Annotated in this window: 23 protein-coding genes; 13 read left to right on the top strand and 10 right to left on the bottom strand. The window is 59.7% G+C overall.

What is annotated here, in order from left to right; translation table 11 throughout:
- Positions 1 to 10: 10 nt before the first annotated feature.
- The 5 genes from C9383_RS15605 to trpE all read left to right on the top strand — a co-directional run bounded on the left by C9383_RS15605 (position 11) and on the right by trpE (position 5,192).
- On the top strand, positions 11 to 835 hold the full coding sequence (locus C9383_RS15605) for an ABC transporter permease (protein WP_060757293.1): 825 nt from the start codon (positions 11 to 13) through the stop codon (positions 833 to 835).
- A gap of 85 nt (positions 836 to 920) precedes the next feature.
- Positions 921 to 2,069 (top strand): iron-containing alcohol dehydrogenase, encoded by a 1,149-nt coding sequence (locus C9383_RS15600; protein WP_060757294.1) that lies wholly within the window; start codon positions 921 to 923, stop codon positions 2,067 to 2,069.
- Positions 2,070 to 2,152: 83 nt separating this feature from the next.
- Positions 2,153 to 2,827 (top strand): ribulose-phosphate 3-epimerase, encoded by a 675-nt coding sequence (gene rpe, locus C9383_RS15595; RefSeq protein WP_090368515.1) that lies wholly within the window; start codon positions 2,153 to 2,155, stop codon positions 2,825 to 2,827.
- Entirely contained in the window at positions 2,824 to 3,642 is an 819-nt protein-coding gene (locus tag C9383_RS15590) for a phosphoglycolate phosphatase (protein WP_090368516.1), read from the top strand. Before rpe ends, C9383_RS15590 begins: the two co-directional genes overlap by 4 nt.
- Before the next feature lie 68 nt (positions 3,643 to 3,710).
- Positions 3,711 to 5,192 carry an anthranilate synthase component I gene (gene trpE, locus C9383_RS15585; protein WP_060757296.1) on the top strand — a complete coding sequence of 494 codons (1,482 nt, stop codon included), beginning with the start codon at positions 3,711 to 3,713 and terminating at the stop codon, positions 5,190 to 5,192.
- A gap of 135 nt (positions 5,193 to 5,327) precedes the next feature.
- Here the strand turns inward: trpE and estP are convergent, their stop codons facing one another.
- On the bottom strand, positions 5,328 to 7,247 hold the full coding sequence (gene estP / locus C9383_RS15580; RefSeq protein WP_090368517.1) for an esterase EstP: 1,920 nt from the start codon (positions 7,245 to 7,247) through the stop codon (positions 5,328 to 5,330).
- Between the two features lie 422 nt (positions 7,248 to 7,669).
- Between estP and C9383_RS15575 the strand changes: the two genes are divergently transcribed.
- Genes C9383_RS15575 through C9383_RS15560 form a run of 4 tightly spaced genes read left to right on the top strand, consistent with a single transcriptional unit; the run spans position 7,670 to position 10,853 of the window.
- Positions 7,670 to 8,263, top strand: a complete 594-nt coding sequence (locus C9383_RS15575) for an aminodeoxychorismate/anthranilate synthase component II (RefSeq protein WP_060757298.1) — start codon at positions 7,670 to 7,672, stop codon at positions 8,261 to 8,263.
- A gap of 9 nt (positions 8,264 to 8,272) precedes the next feature.
- On the top strand, positions 8,273 to 9,322 hold the full coding sequence (trpD, locus tag C9383_RS15570; RefSeq protein WP_060757299.1) for an anthranilate phosphoribosyltransferase: 1,050 nt from the start codon (positions 8,273 to 8,275) through the stop codon (positions 9,320 to 9,322).
- Positions 9,319 to 10,155 carry an indole-3-glycerol phosphate synthase TrpC gene (trpC, locus tag C9383_RS15565; RefSeq protein ID WP_090368518.1) on the top strand — a complete coding sequence of 279 codons (837 nt, stop codon included), beginning with the start codon at positions 9,319 to 9,321 and terminating at the stop codon, positions 10,153 to 10,155. Before trpD ends, trpC begins: the two co-directional genes overlap by 4 nt.
- Positions 10,156 to 10,157: 2 nt before the next feature.
- A complete protein-coding gene (locus C9383_RS15560; RefSeq protein WP_090368519.1) occupies positions 10,158 to 10,853 on the top strand; it encodes a lipoate--protein ligase family protein in 696 nt (231 codons plus the stop codon).
- On the opposite strand, the gene crp is transcribed toward C9383_RS15560, so the two are convergent.
- Positions 10,850 to 11,494, bottom strand: coding sequence for a cAMP-activated global transcriptional regulator CRP (gene crp, locus C9383_RS15555; RefSeq protein WP_060757312.1), 645 nt, complete (start codon positions 11,492 to 11,494; stop codon positions 10,850 to 10,852). The two genes, C9383_RS15560 and crp, sit on opposite strands and share 4 nt — an antisense overlap.
- A 247-nt stretch (positions 11,495 to 11,741) precedes the next feature.
- On the opposite strand from crp, the gene C9383_RS15550 reads away from it, so the two are divergent.
- The gene (locus C9383_RS15550) at positions 11,742 to 12,164 is read left to right on the top strand and encodes an OsmC family protein (protein ID WP_005792019.1); all 423 of its coding nucleotides are present in this window, start codon (positions 11,742 to 11,744) and stop codon (positions 12,162 to 12,164) included.
- 65 nt (positions 12,165 to 12,229) lie between these two features.
- On the opposite strand, the gene coq7 is transcribed toward C9383_RS15550, so the two are convergent.
- The 6 genes from coq7 to hemJ all read right to left on the bottom strand — a co-directional run bounded on the left by coq7 (position 12,230) and on the right by hemJ (position 16,681).
- Positions 12,230 to 12,877, bottom strand: coding sequence for a 2-polyprenyl-3-methyl-6-methoxy-1,4-benzoquinone monooxygenase (gene coq7, locus C9383_RS15545; RefSeq protein WP_060757302.1), 648 nt, complete (start codon positions 12,875 to 12,877; stop codon positions 12,230 to 12,232).
- Positions 12,878 to 12,994: 117 nt separating this feature from the next.
- The gene (locus tag C9383_RS15540; RefSeq protein WP_060757303.1) at positions 12,995 to 13,333 is read right to left on the bottom strand and encodes a histidine triad nucleotide-binding protein; all 339 of its coding nucleotides are present in this window, start codon (positions 13,331 to 13,333) and stop codon (positions 12,995 to 12,997) included.
- Positions 13,334 to 13,379: 46 nt separating this feature from the next.
- On the bottom strand, positions 13,380 to 14,168 hold the full coding sequence (locus C9383_RS15535; protein WP_090368521.1) for an SDR family NAD(P)-dependent oxidoreductase: 789 nt from the start codon (positions 14,166 to 14,168) through the stop codon (positions 13,380 to 13,382).
- 64 nt (positions 14,169 to 14,232) lie between these two features.
- Entirely contained in the window at positions 14,233 to 15,195 is a 963-nt protein-coding gene (locus C9383_RS15530) for a DUF805 domain-containing protein (RefSeq protein WP_090368523.1), read from the bottom strand.
- Between the two features lie 69 nt (positions 15,196 to 15,264).
- On the bottom strand, positions 15,265 to 16,227 hold the full coding sequence (locus C9383_RS15525; RefSeq protein WP_060757306.1) for an NAD(P)H-dependent flavin oxidoreductase: 963 nt from the start codon (positions 16,225 to 16,227) through the stop codon (positions 15,265 to 15,267).
- A gap of 25 nt (positions 16,228 to 16,252) precedes the next feature.
- Positions 16,253 to 16,681 carry a protoporphyrinogen oxidase HemJ gene (hemJ, locus tag C9383_RS15520; protein ID WP_060757307.1) on the bottom strand — a complete coding sequence of 143 codons (429 nt, stop codon included), beginning with the start codon at positions 16,679 to 16,681 and terminating at the stop codon, positions 16,253 to 16,255.
- A gap of 135 nt (positions 16,682 to 16,816) precedes the next feature.
- On the opposite strand from hemJ, the gene argC reads away from it, so the two are divergent.
- Complete coding sequence (argC, locus tag C9383_RS15515) at positions 16,817 to 17,851, top strand: N-acetyl-gamma-glutamyl-phosphate reductase (protein WP_003210935.1); 1,035 nt, start codon at positions 16,817 to 16,819, stop codon at positions 17,849 to 17,851.
- Between the two features lie 165 nt (positions 17,852 to 18,016).
- Positions 18,017 to 18,367, top strand: coding sequence for an iron-sulfur cluster insertion protein ErpA (erpA, locus tag C9383_RS15510; protein ID WP_003176443.1), 351 nt, complete (start codon positions 18,017 to 18,019; stop codon positions 18,365 to 18,367).
- Between the two features lie 75 nt (positions 18,368 to 18,442).
- Here erpA and C9383_RS15505 read toward each other — a convergent pair whose 3' ends face one another.
- Both C9383_RS15505 and C9383_RS15500 read right to left on the bottom strand, forming a co-directional pair.
- Positions 18,443 to 19,534 (bottom strand): anhydro-N-acetylmuramic acid kinase, encoded by a 1,092-nt coding sequence (locus C9383_RS15505; RefSeq protein WP_090368525.1) that lies wholly within the window; start codon positions 19,532 to 19,534, stop codon positions 18,443 to 18,445.
- Positions 19,535 to 19,537: 3 nt separating this feature from the next.
- Positions 19,538 to 20,950 (bottom strand): peptidoglycan DD-metalloendopeptidase family protein, encoded by a 1,413-nt coding sequence (locus tag C9383_RS15500; RefSeq protein WP_060757310.1) that lies wholly within the window; start codon positions 20,948 to 20,950, stop codon positions 19,538 to 19,540.
- Positions 20,951 to 21,159: 209 nt separating this feature from the next.
- On the opposite strand from C9383_RS15500, the gene tyrS reads away from it, so the two are divergent.
- Positions 21,160 to 22,359 carry a tyrosine--tRNA ligase gene (gene tyrS, locus C9383_RS15495; RefSeq protein ID WP_090368530.1) on the top strand — a complete coding sequence of 400 codons (1,200 nt, stop codon included), beginning with the start codon at positions 21,160 to 21,162 and terminating at the stop codon, positions 22,357 to 22,359.
- The last annotated feature ends 180 nt before the right edge of the window (positions 22,360 to 22,539 follow it).

Here is a 22,539-nt window from a genome sequence, read left to right as displayed (position 1 = left end):
AGAACTTGCGATGCTGAGCCCTTATATGTCGCCCGTCGAACGCCTGTGGTTCTACAGCCTGCGGATTCTGTGCGGCTTGATCCTGTTGTTCCTGATATTGCCTGTGCTGGTGATCATCCCGCTGTCGTTCAACAGCGGCAGTTTCCTGGTGTACCCGCTGCAAGGTTTTTCGCTGCATTGGTACCAGGATTTCTTCGCCTCGGCCGAATGGATGCGTGCGTTGAAGAACAGCATTATCGTCGCGCCGGCCGCCACGGTGCTGGCCATGGTGTTCGGCACCTTGGCCGCGATAGGCCTCACGCGCGGCAATTTCCCCGGCAAGGCGCTGGTGATGGCCCTGGTGATTTCGCCGATGGTGGTGCCGGTGGTGATTATCGGCGTGGCGAGTTACCTGTTTTTTGCGCCACTGGGCCTGGGCAACAGCTTCTTCTCGCTGATCGTTGTGCATGCGGTGCTGGGTGTGCCGTTTGTGATCATTACCGTGTCGGCGACCTTGCAGGGTTTCAACCATAACCTGGTGCGGGCGGCGGCGAGCCTGGGCGCTTCGCCATTGATCGCGTTTCGCCGGGTGACCTTGCCGTTGATCGCGCCGGGGGTGATTTCCGGGGCGCTGTTTGCCTTTGCTACCTCGTTCGATGAAGTGGTGGTGACGCTGTTCCTCGCCGGCCCCGAGCAAGCGACCCTGCCGCGCCAGATGTTCAGCGGCATCCGCGAGAACCTCAGCCCGACCATTGCTGCTGCCGCCACCCTGCTGATTGCCTTCTCGGTGCTGCTGTTGCTCACCCTGGAATGGTTGCGCGGGCGTAGCGAGAAGCTGCGCACTGCGCAGGTATGATGACCATTCAGCTGCTGAATGGCTGACAACCCCGCATAGAGAGCTACTCTTGTGCCAGCCCATCCTTCAATAAGAGGCCGCGCACATGAGTACTTCCTCATTCAAGATCGCCCACAAGTTGCTCACCGGCGCAGGTGCCATCGAGCAACTGGCCGCCGAACTCACACGCCTGGATGTGGATAACCCGCTGATCGTCACCGATGCGGCGTTGGTCAAGTCCGGCACCGTGGCGCTGGCGCTCGAGCATTTGGGCGAGCGCGACTATGAAATCTTCGACCGGGTGCAGCCCGACCCGGAAATTGCCATCGTCGAAGACTGCATGCAGGCCTACCGCGACGGCGGGCATGATGGCTTGATTGGTGTCGGCGGGGGCAGCTCCATCGATATCGCCAAATGCGTCGGCGCGTATGCCGGCTACCACGGTGCGCTGGCCGATCTGTTCGGCATCGACCAGGTGCCACGCAAGGGGCCGCCGTTGATCGCGATCCCGACCACGGCCGGTACCGGCTCGGAGGTGACCAATGTGGCGATCCTTTCCGACAAGGTCGCACAATTGAAAAAAGGCATCGTCAGCGATTACTTGCTGCCGGATGTTGCACTGATGAGCCCGCAAATGACCCTCACGTGCCCGCGCAGCGTGACAGCCGCCAGCGGTGTGGATGCGTTGGTGCATGCCATTGAAGCCTACCTGTCGCTGAATGCGTCGCCGATTACCGATGCCCTGGCGATCGGCGCGGTCAAGTTGATAGCCAACGCATTGCCCAAGGCGTACGCCAACCCGGGGCATCTGCAGGCCCGTGACGACATGGCCACCGCCAGCCTGATGGCGGGCATGGCGTTCGGTAACGCCGGGGTGGGCGCCGTGCATGCATTGGCGTATCCGTTGGGCGGTCGTTTTCATATCGGTCATGGCGTGAGCAACTCCCTGTTGCTGCCCTATGTGATGCAGTGGAACAAACTGGCGTGTGTCGAACGCATGCGCGACATCGCCGAGGCCATGGGCGTGAATGTCACCGGCTTGAGTCTGGTTGACGCGGCCGATCAGGCCGTCGCGGCGATGACGCGGTTGTGCGCCGCCGTGGAAATCCCCACGGGCCTGCGCAGCTTCGGGATTCCCGAAGACGCAATTCCGGCCATGGCTGCCGAAGCTGCAGGCATTGAACGCCTGATGCGCAACAACCCGCGCCAGCTCAGCACAGCGGATATCGAGAAAATCTACCGCGCAGCGTACTAGCCATTGAGCCAGGTCACGGTGCGCGCGGCAAAGCATGAGGTATACAATGCGCGCCATCGTGATTTAGCTCAAAAAGGTGCGTCATGCAGCCCTTCGTCATTGCTCCATCGATTCTCTCCGCCGACTTTGCCCGCCTGGGTGAGGAAGTGGACAAGGTATTGGCCGCCGGTGCGGACTTCGTGCACTTCGATGTCATGGATAACCACTACGTACCCAACCTGACTATCGGGCCGATGGTCTGCGCGGCGTTGCGCAAGTACGGCATCACCGCGCCGATCGATGCGCACCTGATGGTCAGCCCGGTGGATCGCATCATCGGCGACTTCGTTGAGGCTGGCGCGACCTACATTACCTTCCATCCGGAAGCCTCGCTGCACGTCGACCGTACCCTGCAACTGATCCGCGAAGGCGGCTGCAAGGCCGGCCTGGTGTTCAACCCGGCCACCCCGCTGAGCGTGCTTGAGTATGTGATGGACAAGGTCGACATGATCTTGCTGATGAGCGTCAACCCAGGCTTTGGCGGGCAGACGTTCATCCCCGGCACGCTGAACAAGCTGCGCGAAGCCCGTGCGCTGATCGATGCGTCCGGCCGTGATATCCGCCTGGAAATCGACGGCGGGGTCAACGTCAACAATATCCGCGAAATCGCTGCTGCAGGTGCCGATACCTTTGTGGCCGGCTCGGCGATCTTCAACGCCCCGGACTACCTGGAAGTCATCGACAAGATGCGTGCCGAACTGGCGCTGGCGCGTCCATGAGCGGCTTTGAGCGGCTGTTCCCCGGCAAACTGCCACGGCTGGTGATGTTCGATCTGGACGGTACCTTGATCGACTCGGTGCCTGACCTGGCGGCGGCGGTGGACGAGATGCTGCTCAAGCTGGGGCGCAAGCCGGCGGGCATTGATTCGGTGCGCGAATGGGTGGGTAACGGCGCACAGATGCTGGTGCGCCGGGCCCTGGCCAATCATCTCGACGCCGACGGTGTGGACGATGTCGAGGCCGAACACGCCTTGGAGCTGTTTAACGCCGCCTATGAGAGCAGCCACGAACTGACCGTGGTTTACCCAGGCGTGCGCGACACCCTCAAGTGGCTGAGCAAGCAGGGTGTGGAAATGGCGCTGATCACCAACAAGCCGGAGCGTTTCGTCGCGCCGTTGCTGGACGAGATGAAGATCGGCCGCTATTTCCGCTGGATCATCGGCGGCGATACCCTGCCGCAGAAGAAACCTGACCCGGCGGCGCTGTTCTTCGTGATGAAAATGGCCAACATCCCCGCGTCCCAGTCGTTGTTCGTCGGCGATTCGCGCAGTGATGTGCTGGCGGCGAAAGCGGCGGGGGTGCAGTGCGTGGCCCTGAGCTACGGCTATAACCATGGCCGGCCGATTGCCGAAGAGTCGCCGGCGCTGGTGATTGATGACCTGCGCCAGTTAATCCCCGGTTGCTTGGGAGCGGGCGCTGAGATAACGTTGCTCGACGTCGATTCAAACCCTTCTGGAAATTCCATCGTGGTGGTCACTCGCAAACTCTGGATGAAAGTCATCAAGGCCCTGGCCCGCTGGCGTTGGCGCGCCTGACTGATCCTGGCCGCGCTGCGGCACGTTTGCCTATCTGACCGTTTGACCCTCAAGCCACGAGGCACCTCATGATCCGCGAAGAATTCCTGCGTTTGGCCGCTGCCGGCTATAACCGTATTCCCATGGCCTGCGAAACCCTGGCCGACTTCGATACGCCGCTGTCGATCTACTTGAAACTGGCCGACCAGCCCAATTCCTATCTGCTGGAATCGGTACAGGGCGGTGAGAAATGGGGCCGTTACTCGATCATCGGCCTGCCGTGCCGTACCGTGCTGCGGGTACACGACCATCGGGTGAGTATCACGCATGATGGCGTCGAGATCGAAAGCCATGATGTGGAAGACCCGCTTGCCTTCGTCGAGACCTTCAAGGCGCGCTACAACGTACCGACCATTCCCGGCCTGCCGCGTTTCAACGGCGGCCTGGTGGGTTACTTCGGCTACGACTGCGTGCGCTACGTGGAAAAACGCCTGGGCAAATGCCCGAACCCCGACCCATTGGGCGTGCCGGACATTCTGCTGATGGTCTCCGATGCCGTGGTGGTGTTCGACAACCTCGCCGGCAAGATGCATGCGATCGTCTTGGCCGACCCGTCCCAGGCGGACGCGTTCGAACAAGGCCAGGCCAGTCTCGAAGCCCTGCTGGATAAACTGCGCCAGCCGATCACTCCGCGGCGCGGGTTGGACCTTAGCCGTCCGCCTGCCGCTGACCCGGTATTCCGCTCCAGTTTTACCCAGGATGACTACGAGCGCGCAGTCGACACCATCAAGGAGTACATCCTCGCAGGTGATTGCATGCAAGTCGTGCCGTCGCAACGTATGTCCATCGACTTCAAGGCGGCGCCGATCGATCTGTACCGTGCGCTGCGTTGTTTCAACCCGACGCCCTACATGTACTTCTTCAACTTTGGCGACTTCCACGTGGTGGGCAGCTCGCCGGAAGTGCTGGTGCGTGTCGAGGACAACCTGATCACCGTGCGCCCGATCGCCGGTACTCGCCCGCGTGGCGCGACCGAAGAGGCGGATCTGGCGCTGGAAGAAGACCTGCTGAGCGACGACAAGGAAATCGCCGAGCACTTGATGCTGATCGATCTGGGTCGCAACGATACCGGGCGTGTCTCGGAAATCGGCTCGGTGAAACTCACTGAGAAGATGGTGATCGAGCGCTATTCCAACGTCATGCACATCGTCTCCAACGTGACCGGCGAGCTGAAGGCCGGCTTGACCGCGATGGACGCGCTACGGGCAATTTTGCCGGCGGGCACTTTGTCGGGTGCGCCGAAGATTCGTGCGATGGAAATCATCGATGAGCTGGAGCCCGTCAAGCGGGGCGTCTACGGCGGCGCGGTGGGCTATTTCGCCTGGAACGGGAACATGGACACCGCCATTGCGATCCGCACCGCGGTGATCAAGGACGGTGAGCTGCATGTGCAGGCCGGTGGCGGCATTGTGGCGGACTCGGTGCCGGCCCTTGAATGGGAAGAAACCCTGAACAAGCGCCGCGCCATGTTCCGCGCGGTGGCGTTGGCTGAGCAAACCCCGCAGGGGTGAAGCCAGCTGTAGATCAAAGTGTGGGAGGGGGCTTGCTCCCGATTGCAGAGTGTCAGTTGCCAATGAGCTGGCTGATCCACCGCAATCGGGAGCAAGCCCCCTCCCACTTTGGTTTTGCGCCATTTCAAGACTTGATCAGAAGTCCAGGCTCACCCCCACACTCACCCCTTGCTGGGTCAGGTTGTCATCCTTTCTTACGTTATACGCAGCCCTCAGCGCCAGCTCTTGTGTCAGCTTGTGGCTGACTCCCAGGCTCAAGCGGTCCGAGTTGCTGCGGGGCGTGTAGCCATCCAGTTTGAAGTCGATGCCCGGCACGCTGTTGAGTGAAATCTTCACCTTCTGGGTGTCGTTTTCGAACTCGTGCTCGTGGGCGACCTCGCCAAATACCTGGGTTTGCGGCGTCACGCGGTAGCTGCCCTGCAGGCCGACGCCGAGGCGTTTGGAGTCGCGTTGTTGATCGGCGAAGGTCAGTGCGGTGGAGCGGCTGTCTTTTTCCGAGTAACCCTCTACTTCGACCCGCGAGTAATCGGCGCTGATAAAGGGCGACAGGTGCCAGTCGCTGCCTGGAGCGGCAATGTCATAGCCTGCGCGGCCGCTCAAGGCCCATAGCCAGCCGTCGGTGTCACCTTTCTCCGAGCCTTCGCTGACGCCCAGGGCGAACTTGCGCTTGAGGCTGTCGAAGTCCAGTTTGCCGCCGGTCAGTGCGGCATCGGCCCACCAGTGGTTTTGCTGGTACTGCGCGAAAGCACTGCCCATGTAGCTGTTGAGTTTGTAGTCCGAATCGCGGGCGCCGGCTTCGAGAGTCTGTCGATACAGCCCGGCTGCAACGCCTACACGCCAGCTCTCGTTGAGCCGGTAGCTGCCGCCGACATTGACGTTGTAGCCATTGCCGTCACCGCTGGCCGAGCTGCCTTGACGATCGAAGTCCAAGTGCTGGCCTCCCCCCGCCACAATCGCTCGCCATTGGCCCACCGCCTGCCAGTGGCCGTTGTCGGCCTGCCACTGATTGCGCAGTTCATCCTGGTGCGCACGCAGGGTGCCTTGGGCCATCTCCGGCAGCAGGCTCAATTCCCATGGCGCCGCGAGCAGCGAATAGGCGTAGTCGGCGATCAGCTGTTGCCCAGTGATGGTGGGGTGTACCGAATCGTTGTAGATCAGCTTGGTCGGATCGGGGTTGGTGCCGCCAAGCCCATAGGTCGGGTTGGCGCAGCTGGGGTCGGTGAAGCAGGTGCCCGTGAGGTTTTGTCCGGTGGCCAGGCCGAAGCGGGCAGGGTCGGCGAAGGTTTCCTTCAACAGCAACGGGATGTTCAGCGGGATGATCTGGGCGTCGATCTGCGACAGGCGCTGGACCAGCGCCTGGTTGAAAAGGTTACTCAGGGCAGTACTCGCCCCTTGTGCCGGCGTACCGTTAATCGCCGGTGTCAGCCCCAGGTCGGGCAACATCCACACCATGATGTAGCGCGCCCCCGCTTGTTGCAGAGCTTGTGCGCTGTCGGCCAGACGCCCGCCTGCGGCAACGGCTTGGCCGGGGCTGAGTACACGGCCTTGCAAAAAGTCATTGCCGCCCCCGGAGAGGAAATACAGCGCATTGGGGTCGGCTCGCCCGCCGTTGGCCGGTAGATAACCCTGGCGGCTGCGCAGTACGGTACCGCCACCGGCGTTGCCGGGTGGAATCGCCGCGTTGGAGACGGAGGTGATGGAATCCAGAATATTGTCGGTACGGTAGCCGCCGACCGCCCAGTTGTTCCCGTCAGGCAGACCTTGTGCTGCACGAACCGGTGAGGTGGAGGCATTCAGGTCATTGGGCGCGACACCCAGCCTGGTACCCAATAAGGTCGATGAAACCAGGCCGTAGCCGCCCTGGAACGTCGGCCCGGTGCGGTTGGTAAAGCGCAAGGTGGCGCCGGCGTTGCCATCGGGGAACTGGCCGGCGTCGGCGAGGCTGTCGCCAAAAACCACCATGGTTGAGTAGGGAGATGAGGCTGCAAATGCCTGCGCGCAGGCCAGTGACAGGAGGCAGCCGGCCAATGGAGCGAAGAAAGTCGGTCTGAACATGCAAAATTCCATTTAGTTGTTTTTGTATCGCAGGTGAAACACTAGCAATGTTTTCCGGCTTTTCTTCGACGATTATGGTTTTTTCCTACAAAGAGGCGGTGGTGATGCCCCCGTATTCGTTGCTCCATATTGCACCGCTGGCGAGGCTACGTTACTGTGCCAGAACGTATGAATGAGACCCTCCCCGTGTTGATCATCAGCAAACTCTTGATGCGAGTAGTCAAGGCACACGCCCGTTGGCGTTGGCGCGCCTGACATTTTTCTCTGCCGGCCTGGCCGGACCTGTACCGATTTGCCTTCTGCACCCTCTGTTTGACGCCCTTGCCCGCTCACCCCGGCAACCGGAACGTGCGTCTGGCAGCGGGACACTCTTTTGGAAGGCGGTCATTCGAAATCAGTGAATTCAAGAGGTTTGAACCCACATGTTGCTGATGATTGATAACTACGACTCCTTTACCTACAACGTTGTGCAGTACCTGGGTGAACTCGGTGCCGAGGTCAAAGTGGTGCGCAACGATGAACTGACCGTGGCCGAAATCGCCGCCTTGAATCCGGAACGCATTGTGGTTTCGCCGGGGCCCTGCACGCCGACCGAAGCCGGCGTCTCCCTGGAAGCGATCAAGTACTTCGCCGGCAAATTGCCGATTTTGGGCGTATGCCTGGGCCATCAGTCCATCGGCCAGGCGTTTGGCGGTGACGTAGTGCGTGCGCGCCAAGTGATGCACGGCAAGACCAGCCCGGTGTTCCATAAGAACCTGGGGGTGTTCCACGGCCTTAACTTGCCGGTGACCGTGACCCGTTACCACTCGCTGGTGGTCAAGCGCGAGACGCTGCCCGAATGCCTGGAGTTGACCGCCTGGACCCAGTTGGAAGACGGCTCGGTCGACGAGATCATGGGCCTGCGCCACAAGACGCTGAATATCGAAGGGGTGCAGTTTCACCCCGAATCAATCCTGACCGAGCAGGGCTACGAGCTGTTCGCCAACTTTCTCAAGCAGAGCGGCGGCACGCGCTAAGGACTTTCCATGGATATCAAGACTGCCCTGAGCCGTATCGTCGGCCATCTGGACCTGAGCACCGCTGAAATGAGCGATGTGATGCGCGAAATCATGACCGGTCAATGCACCGATGCGCAGATCGGCGCTTTCATGATGGCGATGCGCATGAAGAGCGAGAGCATCGACGAAATCGTGGGCGCCGTGTCGGTCATGCGTGAGCTGGCGGACAAGGTCGAACTCAATACCCTCGACGGTGTGGTCGACGTGGTAGGCACCGGCGGTGACGGCGCCAATATCTTCAACGTGTCGACGGCTTCATCCTTTGTCGTCGCCGCCGCCGGCTGCACCGTGGCCAAGCACGGCAACCGTGCGGTTTCCGGCAAGAGCGGCAGTGCCGATTTGCTGGAAGCGGCCGGGATCTACCTGAACCTGACACCGGTGCAAGTGGCGCGCTGTATCGACAGCGTGGGCATTGGCTTCATGTTCGCCCAGTCCCATCACGGTGCGATGAAACACGCAGCCGGCCCGCGCAAGGATCTTGGCCTGCGTACCCTGTTCAACATGCTCGGCCCGCTTACGAATCCGGCCGGTGTGAAACATCAGGTGGTGGGCGTATTCAGTCAGGCGCTGTGCCGGCCGTTGGCCGAAGTGCTGCAGCGTCTGGGCAGCAAGCACGTGCTGGTGGTGCATTCCAAGGATGGCCTGGATGAGTTCAGCCTGGCGGCACCGACCTTTGTCGCGGAGCTGAAGAATGACCAGGTCAGCGAATATTGGGTCGAGCCCGAAGATCTCGGCATGAAGAGCCAGAGTTTGCACGGCCTTTCGGTTGAGAGCCCGGCGGCGTCGCTGGAGCTGATTCGTGATGCCTTGGGGCGTCGCAAGACTGAAAATGGCCAAAAAGCCGCGGAAATGATTGTCCTGAATGCTGGCGCGGCACTTTACGCAGCGGACCATGCCTATAGTCTTAAAGAGGGTGTCGCTTTGGCCCACGATGCGTTGCACACCGGTCTGGCTCGCGAGAAGCTCGAAGAGCTGGGAGCATTCACCGCAGTGTTCAAGATGGAGAATGAAGGATGAGTGTCCCGACCGTGCTGGAAAAAATCCTCGCGCGCAAAGCCGAAGAAGTCGCCGAGCGCCGCGCTCGCGTGAGCCTGGCGGAGCTTGAGGCTCAGGCGAAAGTCGCCGATGCCCCGCGTGGTTTTGCCAATGCCTTGATCACCCAGGCCAAGCTCAAGCAACCGGCGGTGATTGCCGAAATCAAGAAGGCTTCTCCAAGCAAAGGCGTGATCCGCGAACATTTCGTGCCGGCGGAAATCGCCGGCAGCTATGAGAAGGGCGGGGCGACTTGTCTGTCCGTGCTGACCGATATCGACTACTTCCAAGGTTCCGACTTGTATCTGCAGCAGGCGCGCGCCGCGTGCAAGCTGCCGGTGATCCGCAAGGATTTCATGGTTGACCCTTACCAGATCGTCGAAGCCCGTGCCCTCGGCGCCGACTGTGTGCTGTTGATCGTTTCCGCGCTGGATGACGTGAAGATGGCTGAGCTGGCCGCCGTGGCCAAAAGCGTCGGGCTGGATGTGTTGGTTGAAGTGCACGATGGCGACGAGCTGGAGCGCGCTCTGAAAACCCTCGACACACCGCTGGTGGGGGTCAACAACCGTAACCTGCACACCTTCGAAGTCAGCCTGGAAAACACCCTCGACCTGTTGCCGCGCATTCCGCGGGACCGCCTGGTGGTTACCGAGAGCGGCATCGTCAACCGAGCTGACGTTGAACTGATGGAAATCAGCGGCGTGTATTCGTTCCTGGTCGGCGAGACATTCATGCGCGCCGAGAACCCGGGGGCGGAGCTGCAACGCCTGTTCTTCCCGGAGCGTGGCGTGACGATCAGCGGTTCGACCCTGGACTGATGATGACCCTGCCCGCAAGGATGACCGTTGAGGCAGGGCTTGCCGCCGAGCAGGCGTTGTTGGCGGCCGTGTGTGCGGGTGAGCAGGCGTTCGGGCTGTTGTTTTGGCAGCCCAGCGATCAAGCCTTGGTCATGCCGCGCCGTTTGAGCCGGCTGCCGGCTTTCGCAACCGCCAGCCAGGTTTCAGCGGATGCCGGTTGGCCGGTACTGCTGCGTGAAACCGGCGGAGAACCGGTGCCGCAGTCGAGTGCGACGGTCAATATCGCCCTGGTCTATGCACCGCCGCGCAGCGAAGGTGACCAGAATCGTATCGAAACCGGTTACTTGCGTTTGTGCCAGCCGATCTGCGATTTACTCAGCGAGTTGGGGGGCGATGCTTCTGTCGGTGAAATCGACGGCGCGTTTTGTGACGGTCGCTACAACGTCAATCTGAACGGCCGCAAAATGGTCGGCACCGCCCAGCGCTGGCGACAAAGTGCTGGCCGCCCGGTGGGGTTGGTGCATGGTGCATTGCTGCTGGATAACGACCGTGAGGAACTGATCGCGGCGGTCAATCGCTTCAATCAAGCCTGCGGTCTCGACCAGCGGGTGCGTGCCGACAGCCATATTGCCCTGCACGAAGCTTTTCCCGCGCCGGATGCGATCGCTCGGCTGGACGCGCTGTACCGTCAAATGTTGGCCAGTTTCCTGCCGGGTTAACGGGTACCGAACACCACCATTGTTTTGCCTTTGACGTGCACCAGGTTGCGCTCTTCCAGGTCCTTGAGCACGCGGCCGACCATTTCCCGTGAACACCCGACAATGCGCCCGATTTCCTGGCGTGTGACCTTGATCTGCATGCCGTCGGGGTGAGTCATCGCGTCAGGCTGTTTGCACAGCTCAAGCAGGCAGCGAGCCACGCGGCCGGTGACATCAAAGAATGCCAGGTCGCCCACTTTACGCGTGGTGTCACGCAGGCGCTGGGCGATCTGACCACTCAGCGCGTACAGAATGTCGGGGTCATGCTGGGCCAGTTCGCGGAATTTTGTATAGCTGATCTCGGCCACTTCACATTCGACCTTGGTCCGCACCCACGCGCTGCGTTTCTGCTCTTTACCCGCCTGTTCGAACAGCCCGAGTTCCCCAAAGAAATCCCCGGTATTGAGGTACGCGATGATCATTTCGCGACCGTCGTCATCCTCGATCAAGATGGTGACTGAGCCCTTCACAATGAAGAACAACGTTTCCGAGCGTTCGCCTGCGCAGATGATGTTGTGTTTGGCCGGATAGCGACGGCGCTGGCAATGCATCAACAACTTGTCGAGATTCTTGATCTTGGGTGTGGGAGTAAGAGCAACCATGGTTGTATCCCGAAAGAACTGCAGGGTGTGATTGGATTTGTTTTTATCCAGCGGTGTCGGCATTGATACACGCTGCACAAAAGATGGCAATGCGCCATTGAATTGGCGCCAGCTTACCAGACGCATTCTGATTCGATTGATGATTTTGCCTGGCAAATGCTGTCATTGATCGCTTTCATGCGGGGCGCTGCTGTTTCGAGGCCCTGTGCTAAGCTGATGACCCTTTTTTAGCAGTGGAGTCTGGATGATGAAGGCACGCATCCAATGGGCGGGCGAAGCCATGTTCCTCGGTGAGTCGGGCAGTGGCCATGTCGTGGTCATGGACGGCCCGCCGGAGGCCGGTGGCCGTAACCTGGGTGTACGCCCGATGGAAATGCTCCTGCTCGGCGTAGGCGGTTGCAGCAATTTCGACGTGGTCAGCATCCTGAAGAAATCCCGCCAGGCCGTGGAGAGCTGCGAAGCCTTCCTGGAGGCCGAGCGTGCCACTGAAGATCCCAAGGTGTTTACCAAGATCCATATGCATTTCGTGGTGAAGGGGCGAGCGCTGAAAGAGGCTCAGGTCAAACGTGCCATCGAGTTGTCGGCCGAGAAGTATTGCTCGGCGTCGATCATGCTCGGCGCGGCCGGTGTGGCGATCACCCACGACTACGAAATCATCGAGCTGGGCTGACGGGACACGCAAAAGAAAAAGGGCGCTCGATAGCGCCCTTTTTTTGCGGGTCAGGCTCTAGGTACTTATAGGCGGTAGGTGCTCTTGGTCATGACCTTGGCCAAAAGGCTCATGCCGAACCTTACCGGCGCCGGGAAGCGGAAACCGCCGGCATCCAGTGCGCTTTCTGCGTGGTGTTCTTCATCGATGCGCATTTGCTCAAGAATGGCCCGGGACTTTTCGTCCTCCGCCGGCAATTGCTCCAGGTGTTCATCCAGGTGTTTGCATACCTGATGTTCTGTCGCTGCGACAAACCCCAGGCTGACCTTGTCGCTGATCAAGCCGGCAGCGGCGCCGATGCCGAACGACAAACCGTAGAACAATGGGTTGAGTACGCTGGGGTGGCTGCCCAGTTGGCGAATGCGCTGTTCGCACCAGGCCAGGTGGTCGATTTCTTCTTCGGCCGCATGTTCCATCGCCGCGCGTACTTGCGGCAGCTTGGCGGTCAGCGCCTGGCCCTGGTACAGCGCCTGGGCACACACTTCACCGGTATGGTTGATACGCATCAGGCCGGCAACGTGGCGGGTGTCGGTCTCGCTCATCTGCGCTTCAGGTTGCACTATGGCGGGCGATGGACGGTAAGGTTGGCCGCTGAATGGCAGCAGCGTGCGCATGGCCATGTCGGCTTGCAGCAACAGACGGTCAATCGGCGAGTAGTGACGTTGGGTAGTCATGCTGACCTCCGGGAGGAATCTCGGCGGCCAGTTTACCGCAAGAGAGGACAAAGCGTTTGTGCTGAGTCAGGGGCATGGGGTCGCAGCCTTGGGCCGCGACCTGTACCGCGAGGCTGATCAGCCCGGTGGCCAGTTCATCTGGCGCTGGCCGAGTACATGCATATGGATGTGATAGACGGTCTGCCCGCCATCTTCATTGCAGTTCATCACCACGCGAAAGCCCTTTTCGCAGCCTTGCTCTACCGCCAGGCGCTGGGCAGTGAACAGGATATGGCCGGCCAGGCTCTTGTCTTCTTCCGTCAGGTCATTGAGCGTACGGATCGGCTTCTTCGGGATTACCAGGAAATGCACCGGTGCCTGAGGCGCGATGTCGTGGAAGGCGAGGACCTGGTCATCCTCGTAGATGATCTTCGCGGGTATTTCTCTGTTGATGATCTTGGTGAACAGAGTATCCACAGCTGTTTCTCCATTATGAAAGTGCGAGGTGAGTGTACCCAGGCGGTCAGCGCGGGCAATAGGCCTTGTTGATCGCGCCTGCGATCTTGCGGGTCAGCCAGCGTGGGCTGAAACGCGGGCTGAAGGCCAGCCAGCGATTGCGTCGCCCGGGAATGATGATGGCTTTGTTCTTTTCCAGTGCTCGCACGGTATAGAGCGCCACTTCCTCAGCGCTCATCAATTGTCCGCTGCGGTCGAGCTTTGCGGCGTCCATTTGCGCGGTGCCGAAGAACGCCGTGCGTGTAGGTCCGGGGCACAAGACTGAAACTTTGATGCCGCAGGTTTTCAACTCTTCGCGCAACCCTTCGGAAAAGTGCAGTACATAAGCCTTGCTGGCGTAGTAGCTGCTCATCCACGGGCCGGGCTGGAAGGCGGCGACTGAGGCGACGTTGAGAATCTGCCCGCCCCCGTGCAGGGCCATCGCGTTGCCAAGGGCATGGCACATGCGGGTCAGGGCCAGAATGTTGACTTCGATCAGGTCTTGTTCGGTCATCCAGTCCTGGGCCAGAAATGGCCCGCTGGTGCCGATGCCGGCGCAGTTCACCAGCAAGTCGATCTGACGTTCGCCTTCTTCCAGTTCCAGCAGGAACCCAGACAAACGCAGGGGCTCGCCCAGGTCGCAGGCACGAAACAGCACCTCGACGCCAAAGCGTTGAGTCAATTCGATTGCAATGTTTTCCAACTGATCACGCTGACGGGCCACCAGAATCAGGCTGCGGCCGCGCCGGGCCAGGGCTTCGGCCAAAGCCAGGCCGATGCCGCTGGAGGCACCGGTGATCAGAGCGTAACGGGTCATGCCTTTCTCCATCGCAACGCCGCCGAGCCTGTGACAGGGACATCACAGGCGGGCGGGCGTTTCTTCACTGTTCTGGAGAGTCTACAGGTTCGGCTGCTTCATCAGCACTTTGCGCGTCTTCTTCATCAACGATAACGCTCTGATCGGCAGCGTCATCGGAGGTGATCGAGCTGTTTTCGTAGCCGCTGTCCATGTTGGCTTCGAGTTGATTCAGATAACCGTTCATACCCAGCGTAACCACGATAGCCAGCATCACCGGAATAAACGCCAGCCACAAGGTCGCCAGGACTTTTACCGCAGTGGAGTTGCGCGGTGGTGGCGCACCGTATTGGTTGGCGCCAGCGTTCCCCGGCAATACCAGCAACAAGATCGGGAAGACGCTGTTCACCAGCGGGACCAGGTTGAGGAACCATAACCAGCCGGACCAACCCAGGTCGTGCAGCCGCTGCACGGCGATTTGCACGCTGACCCAGAGCATGGCCACGAACAACGCAAAGCCCAGCAGCGAGCCCAGGATGATACCCGCGGTCGGCGAAGCGGTTGCCACGGCAAAGCCGGCAGTGGCGATGATGCCGGAGGCGACGAGCATCGCAACGGTCAACACCAGTGTCCAGGCCAGGTACCGCAGGCGGCCGATACGTCCATGGATGGTGAACACGTTGAGGGGGGCGTATTCCGGCAACTCATCGCCTACGGCTGCGCGCGGTGGGGCATAGGGCGAGGCGGCTGGTTGCGAGAAGTCTGAGGTGTGGGACGATGTTTCGTGGGTTTCTGCCAGGCTGAAGGCTACCGGCTGTTCGGCTTCGATACGTGCGTCGACGCCGGCGTTTTTCAGTGCGTTGAGATAGGTTTCTGCGTCCGGGCGGGACAGGTCACGTTTCAGCGCAACGGGGCGGCCGGTGAAGAGTTTCTCGATGGCCTCGACTTCACTCTTGAACAGCTCGGCGAGGTTCAGCTTGGCAGTGGTGCTTTCGACACCCGGGAGCAATGCTCCATCAAACACTATCTTGAAACGGTTGTCGCTCATGCGGGCATCCTTGTCGTTTGTAGTGGGAGGGTTGCAGGCCGGCTGCTGCCAGCCGGTCCGGCAATTGTATCAGCGTGGCCAGCGTAACTGTGTCACCTGCTCGCGGGCCTTGCGGTATTCGGCATCCAGGCGAGCAACGAGTTCGTCCACAGTGGGCAAATCATTGATTTCCCCGACACCTTGGCCGGCAGACCATACGGTTTTCCAGGCTTTGGCCTCGTCATTCAACGGCTTGAGCTTGGAGCCGAAATTGACTTGCGCCTTGCCTTGAAGGGCTGCGAGGTCGAAGCCGGCGTTTTCCAGGCTCTGGCGCATGAAGCTGGCGGGTACGCCGGAGACTGCTGGAGTGTGCACGATGTCGGCGGCCCGCGATGTGAGCAGCATCTCTTTATAGGCATCCGGCGCATGACTTTCGGTGGTGCCGATAAAGCGCGTGCCGAAATACGCAAGGTCGGCTCCCAACAGCTGGGCGGCGAGGATCTCGTGCCCATGATTCAGGCAGCCGGCCAGCAGCAGCGTTTTATCGAAGAACTGGCGTATTTCAGCGATCAGCGAGAATGGGCTCCAGGTGCCTGCATGGCCTCCGGCGCCGGCCGCCACGGCGATCAGGCCGTCAACACCCGCTTCTGCGGCTTTCTCGGCATGGCGCCGCGTGGTGACGTCGTGAAACACCAGTCCGCCATAGCTGTGCACGGCGTCGACCAGTTCCTTCACCGCGCCGAGGCTGGTAATGACGATGGGGACCTTGTGTTCGATACAGATCGCCAGGTCGGCCTGCAGACGTGGGTTGCTGTTGTGCACGATCAGGTTGACGGCATATGGCGCGGGGTTGTCCAACTGTGCCAGGCCCGCTTCGATTTCCTCCAGCCAGGCCTTGAAGCCGCTGCTTTCGCGCTGGTTGAGCGCCGGGAAGCTCCCGACCACCCCGTTGCGGCAACACGCCAGGACCAGTTGCGGGTTGGAAATCAGGAACATCGGCGCAGCCACTACCGGCAGGCGCAGACGTTGTTCAAGCAGAGCGGGCAGCGACATTGGAGGTACCCCGTGTGATGTGAAGTTAGAACGGTTTGACCACGACCAAAATTACGATAGCCAGCAATATCAGAACCGGCACTTCATTGAACCAGCGATAAAAGACATGGCTGCGGGTGTTTTCGCCACGGGCAAAACGCTTCACCTGTGCGCCGCACATGTGGTGGTAGCCGATCAACAGTACGACAAGCGTGAGCTTGGCGTGGATCCAGGCACCCGATTGAAAGATGCCGGGGTTAAGCGCAAGCATCCAGATACCGAATATCAATGTGGCGAGCATCGCCGGCCCCATGATGCCGCGGTAAAGCTTGCGTTCCATCACGCTGAAGCGTTCTTTGCTGACGGTGTCCTCACTTTGAGCGTGGTAGACGAAGAGGCGGGGGAGGTAGAACAGCCCGGCAAACCAGCAGACGATGCTGACGATATGAAAGGCTTTGACCCATAGATAAAGCATTTTTGATTATTCCCAGGTTCACGGTAGCCAAGATAGTAGTGGTTGACGCGGCCGTACGTCACGTTGGCGGTTGTCGCAGGACGATACGGCCCCTATTATCGACGCCTTTCCAGTGGGTTCGTTGAGGGCAGGTTTATGGTCAAGGTCGGTATCGTCGGCGGCACGGGTTACACCGGTGTCGAATTGCTGCGTCTGTTGGCCCAGCATCCGCAGGCAGAGGTGGTCGTCATCACTTCCCGATCAGAGGCCGGGCTGGCCGTGGCCGATATGTACCCGAACCTGCGAGGCCACTATGACGGCCTGGCATTCAGTGTTCCGGACATCAAGACCCTGGGCGCCTGTGATGTGGTGTTTTTCGCTACGCCCCACGGTGTGGCCCATGCGTTGGCTGGCGAACTGCTGGCGGCCGGCACCAAGGTGATCGACCTGTCCGCAGACTTCCGCCTGCAGGATGCCGATGAGTGGGCCAAATGGTACGGCCAGCCGCACGGCGCACCGCAATTGCTGGAGGAGGCGGTGTATGGCCTGCCGGAAGTCAATCGCGAGCAGATCAAACAAGCGCGCCTGATTGCCGTGCCGGGCTGCTATCCGACTGCGACCCAGCTGGGTTTCCTGCCATTGCTGGAGGCCGGGCTGGCAGATGCTTCGCGTTTGATCGCGGACTGCAAGTCGGGCGTGAGTGGCGCCGGTCGTGGCGCGGCAGTAGGTTCGCTGTACTCCGAGACGTCGGAAAGCATGAAAGCCTACGCAGTCAAAGGGCATCGCCACCTGCCGGAAATCCGCCAAGGGCTGCGCCGTGCTGCCGGTAAGGATGTGGGCCTGACTTTTGTGCCACATCTGACGCCGATGATCCGTGGTATTCACTCCACGCTCTACGCCACCGTGGTCGATCGCTCGGTTGATCTGCAGGCGCTGTTTGAAAAGCGTTACGCCAACGAGCCGTTCGTCGACGTGATGCCCGCCGGCAGCCACCCGGAAACCCGCAGCGTGCGTGGTGCCAATGTATGCCGTATTGCCGTGCACCGTCCGCAGGATGGCGACTTGGTGGTGGTGCTGTCGGTGATCGACAACTTGGTCAAGGGCGCGTCGGGCCAGGCGGTGCAGAACATGAATATCCTGTTTGGCCTGGATGAAAAGCTGGGCTTGTCTCACGCAGGCATGCTGCCTTAAGACGGCTTTGTCGCTGTGCAAAAGGCCCGTTGATCGGGCCTTTTGTGTTTTTAATGGCGCTTGAGCAGATTGATATACCGTAACAATAGTTGACCGCTTTTCTAGGAGAAGCGGATAATGCCGTCCATTACGCATAGGGCGGCGCTACGCCGGGAGATTATCAGCATGAGCGTTGAATCCTTCACCCCCACGGCTTTGCAATTCACCCACGGTGCTGCGCACAAGGTGAAGAGCCTGGTCGATGAAGAGGGTAATGATCGCTTGAAGCTGCGCGTATTCGTTACGGGCGGCGGTTGTTCAGGGTTTCAGTACGGTTTTACCTTCGATGAAGATGTGGCCGACGACGATACGATCGTCGAGCGCGAGGGCGTCAGCCTGGTCGTTGACCCGATGAGCTTCCAATACCTGGCAGGTGCCGAGGTGGATTATCAGGAAGGTCTGGAAGGTTCGCGTTTTGTGATCAAGAACCCTAATGCCACGACTACCTGTGGTTGCGGGTCTTCGTTCTCGATCTGATCGATAGCGCATAAAAAACGCCGCTTGGCCTTGATTGGCCAAGCGGCGTTTTGCTGTCTGCGATTCTCAGTGTCGTCAGGCGGGGTAGATCGCGCCCAGGACCCGAAGCCCGCGTGCACCGGTGACACTCGGGCGGTTGGCGGCGATGCCTTCGAGGCAGCAATGGGCCAGCCAAGCGAAGGCCATGGCCTCAACCCAGTCGGGGCTTACACCGTAAGAAGCGGTGCTATCGACCTGGGTGTTGGGCAGCAGTGCGGCCAATCGCTTCATCAGCGTAGCGTTATGGGCGCCGCCGCCGCAGATCAGCAGGGTCTGCGTTCCGGATTGTGCCGCTTGTAGAGATTCGACGACGGTCAGGGCGGTCAGCTCAAGCAGGGTGGCTTGCACATCCTGAGGCTGGAACGCAGGCAATTGACCGAGATGCTGTTGCAGCCATTTCAGGTTGAACACTTCGCGTCCGGTACTTTTCGGGCCTTTGGTCTGGAAGAAGGGGTCGCTGAGCAGCGCGTTGAGTAACTGCGGCTGGACCTTGCCACTGGCCGCCCATTGGCCGTCTCGGTCAAAGTGCTCACCGCGTTGGTGATGAATCCAGGCGTCCAGCAATACGTTGCCCGGGCCGCAGTCGAAGCCCGCTACGGGCTTGCCGGTTTCAATCAGGCTGAGATTGCTGAACCCGCCGACATTTAGTACGGCGCGCTGACCGGTCTGCTCGCCGAACAACGCTTCATGAAAGGCGGGTACCAAGGGTGCGCCCTGGCCGCCGGCCGCTACATCACGGCTGCGAAAGTCGCTGACCACGGCGATACCGGTCAGCTCGGTGAGCAGGGCGGGGTTGCCGATCTGAACGGTGAAGCCCCGTGCAGGTTCATGGCGGATGGTCTGGCCATGGCTGCCAATCGCACGGATATCCTGAGGCTTGAGATTTTGCTGGTCCAGCAAGGCGTGGATGCCCTGAGCGGCCAGTGTTACCCAGTGTTGCTGGGCAATGGCCGAGCGGGCTATCTCGTCCGGGCCGCTGGCGCACAGGTCAAGAAGCTCGGTGCGCAGCGTGTCCGGCATGGGAATATAGTGGTTGGCGATCAATTTGATCGTCGGGTCTTGTTCGATCAGGGCGATATCCAGGCCATCGAGACTGGTCCCGGACATCACGCCTATATAGAGCGACATACCTTAACGCTTCGCCGAAGCCAGCAAGGTGGACCGTTCCTGATCCATGCGCGCCATCAGCGGCTGGCTCTGTTGCAGGAAGCGTGCGCGCTCGGCCTTGGCGATAGGGTCGGCCATTGGCAGCTTCTGGCCCAGCGGATCTACGTGAACGCCGTTGACCTGAAACTCATAGTGCAAGTGCGGTCCAGTCGACAGGCCGGTGGTACCGATATAACCGATCACCTGGCCCTGCTTCACGTTACTGCCTGTCGATACGCCCTTGGCGAAACCTTGCATATGACCATACAGGGTACGGTAAGTGTTGCCGTGCTGGATGATCACGGTGTTGCCGTAACCGCCACGACGGCCGGCCAGCAGGACTTTACCGTCACCGGCTGCCTTGATAGGCGTGCCGCGAGGGGCTGCGTAATCGACGCCTTTGTGGGCGCGGATTTTGTTCAGAATTGGATGCTTGCGACCCATGGAGAAACGCGAGCTAATACGAGCGAAGTCGACGGGCGTACGAATGAAGGCCTTGCGCATGCTATTGCCGTCGGCAGTGTAGTAGCTGCTATTGCCCTGTTTGTTGGTATAGCGAACGGCGGTATAGGTCTTGCCGCGGTTGGTAAAACGTGCGGAAAGAATGTTGCCGGTGCCGACGACTTTACCGTTGGCGACTTTCTGTTCGTAGATCACGTCGAATTCGTCACCCTGGCGGATGTCCTGGGCGAAGTCGATGTCGTAGCCGAACACCTTGGCCATGTCCATGGTCATGCTGTGGGACAAGCCGGCGCGGGCGGCTGATTGAGACAGGGAGCTATTGATTACGCCGTGTACGTAAGCTGAGCGCATTACGGGCTTGGCGGTTATGCGGTTGAAGGTGAAACCTTTGGCGCCCCGGGTCAGGGCAATGCTTTCCAGGTCGCTGGTGCTGCTGTGCAGGTTGTTCAGCTGGCCGTTTGGCGCCATTTCGAACTCAAGCTTCTGGCCGTGCTTGAGCTGGGTGAATTGCTTGGCTTGTTTATCGCTGGCCAACACCTCATTAACGGTGGCGGCGGGCAAGCCGACCTTCTCGAACAAGGTTGATAGCGTGTCACCTTTCGCCACGATCACTTCGCGATGCAGTGGGTTCTTGGCAGGGGCGGCTGCAGGCGGCTCCTGTTCGGCCTGTTGAGTCTCTTCAGGCGTGTTTTCTATCTGTGCGAAGGGTGATTCAACTGGTGCATTTGTGGCTTGTTGGGCGTCGGAAGCGTCTTGATCTTGTGTCAGTTGTTCAACTGGGCTTTCCAGGTCAAGGCTCAGGGATGTTCGTTTGGCTTCTACGTCACTGGAAGGGAATACCAGGAGTGCCAGGCTGAGAAGAGCGGCGATGCCACTTGCGGCGAGCAAGTGGGTCTTCGGGTAAAGCGGCGGCGCTTTAGACGGTTCAGTGGTCATAAGTAATTTTGACTTTGAAGATGAAATGGAAAAGATGAATGACATGATGAAGATGAAATAACTGTATAAAATATAACCAAATCATCTGTGGCGCAAGCTCGCGAACGCTGGGCTTGCTGAGTGGTGTCCGTACGTAGGGCAAAACTTGTAATTAGTCACTGATCTTGTATGGTTGGTTCCCTTTTGAATTCGAGCCTTGCGGGTCTGTTATGAAGTCGGTTGAAGAGCAGCTAGCGCTGATAAAACGTGGTGCGGAAGAATTGTTGGTCGAGGCCGAGCTGATTGAAAAGCTCAAGCGTGGCCAGCCCCTGCGTATCAAGGCTGGCTTTGATCCGACAGCACCGGATCTGCACTTGGGGCATACCGTGCTTATTAACAAGTTGCGTCAGTTCCAGGAGCTGGGGCATCAGGTCATTTTTCTGATCGGTGATTTCACCGGGATGATCGGTGATCCGAGCGGCAAAAGCGCAACGCGTCCGCCGCTGACTCGTGAGCAGGTTCTCGAGAATGCCGAGACCTATAAGACGCAGGTGTTCAAGATTCTCGATCCGGCCAAGACCGAGGTGGCGTTCAACTCCACCTGGATGGATCAGATGGGGCCGGCGGACTTTATTCGTCTGACCTCTCAGTACACTGTCGCGCGCATGCTTGAGCGCGATGATTTCGATAAGCGCTACTCCACCAATCAGCCGATTGCCATTCACGAGTTCCTGTATCCGCTGGTCCAGGGGTATGACTCGGTGGCGTTGCGTGCGGACGTCGAGCTGGGCGGTACTGATCAGAAGTTCAACCTGCTGATGGGGCGTGAGCTGCAGCGTGCGTATGGGCAAGAAGCTCAATGCATTCTGACTATGCCTTTGCTGGAGGGGTTGGATGGCGTCAAGAAGATGTCCAAATCCTTGGGTAACTATGTGGGTATCCAGGAAGCTCCCGGCGTGATGTACGGCAAGCTGGTGTCTATTCCGGATGCGCTGATGTGGCGTTACTTCGAGTTGTTGAGCTTCCGCTCGATGGATGAGATCAACGCATTGCGTGCCGATGTAGAGGCGGGTGCGAATCCGCGGGACGTCAAGATCAAGTTGGCAGAAGAGATCGTTGCGCGTTTCCATGGTGAAGAGGCTGCGGCCAGTGCTCACCGTGCGGCGGGTAACCGTATGAAGGATGGCGAGCTGCCGGACGATCTGCCTGAGATTGAATTGGCTGCTGCAGAGGCAATGCCGATCGCGGCTGTCCTTAACAAGGCGGGCCTGGTGAAGAACTCGGCGGTGGCACGTGATCTGCTGGGTTCCGGCGGTGTGCGTATAGATGGTGAGGTGGTTGATCGCACCTTTATATACGAGCTTGGTGCTACCCATGTCTGTCAGGCAGGGAAGAAGGCATTTGCGCGTATTACGCTCAAGGCTGAATAAAGCTGAAATTAGTGGTTGACGGCGAATTATATCTGTCTATAATTCGCCCCACTTCCGGCGCAGTCGAAACTAAAAACTCCTTGGTAAACAAGAAGTTACGAAGATTCAGGCAGCGAATAGCTTCAGTTCATCGAAGCCCAGAAGGAGTTGGTAGGGCGGTGTTGTTTGGCTCTATCAACG

It is taken from the genome of Pseudomonas palleroniana, from assembly GCF_003031675.1.
GTDB lineage: Bacteria > Pseudomonadota > Gammaproteobacteria > Pseudomonadales > Pseudomonadaceae > Aquipseudomonas > Aquipseudomonas palleroniana.
This window is presented reverse-complemented; position numbering and strand designations above follow the sequence as displayed.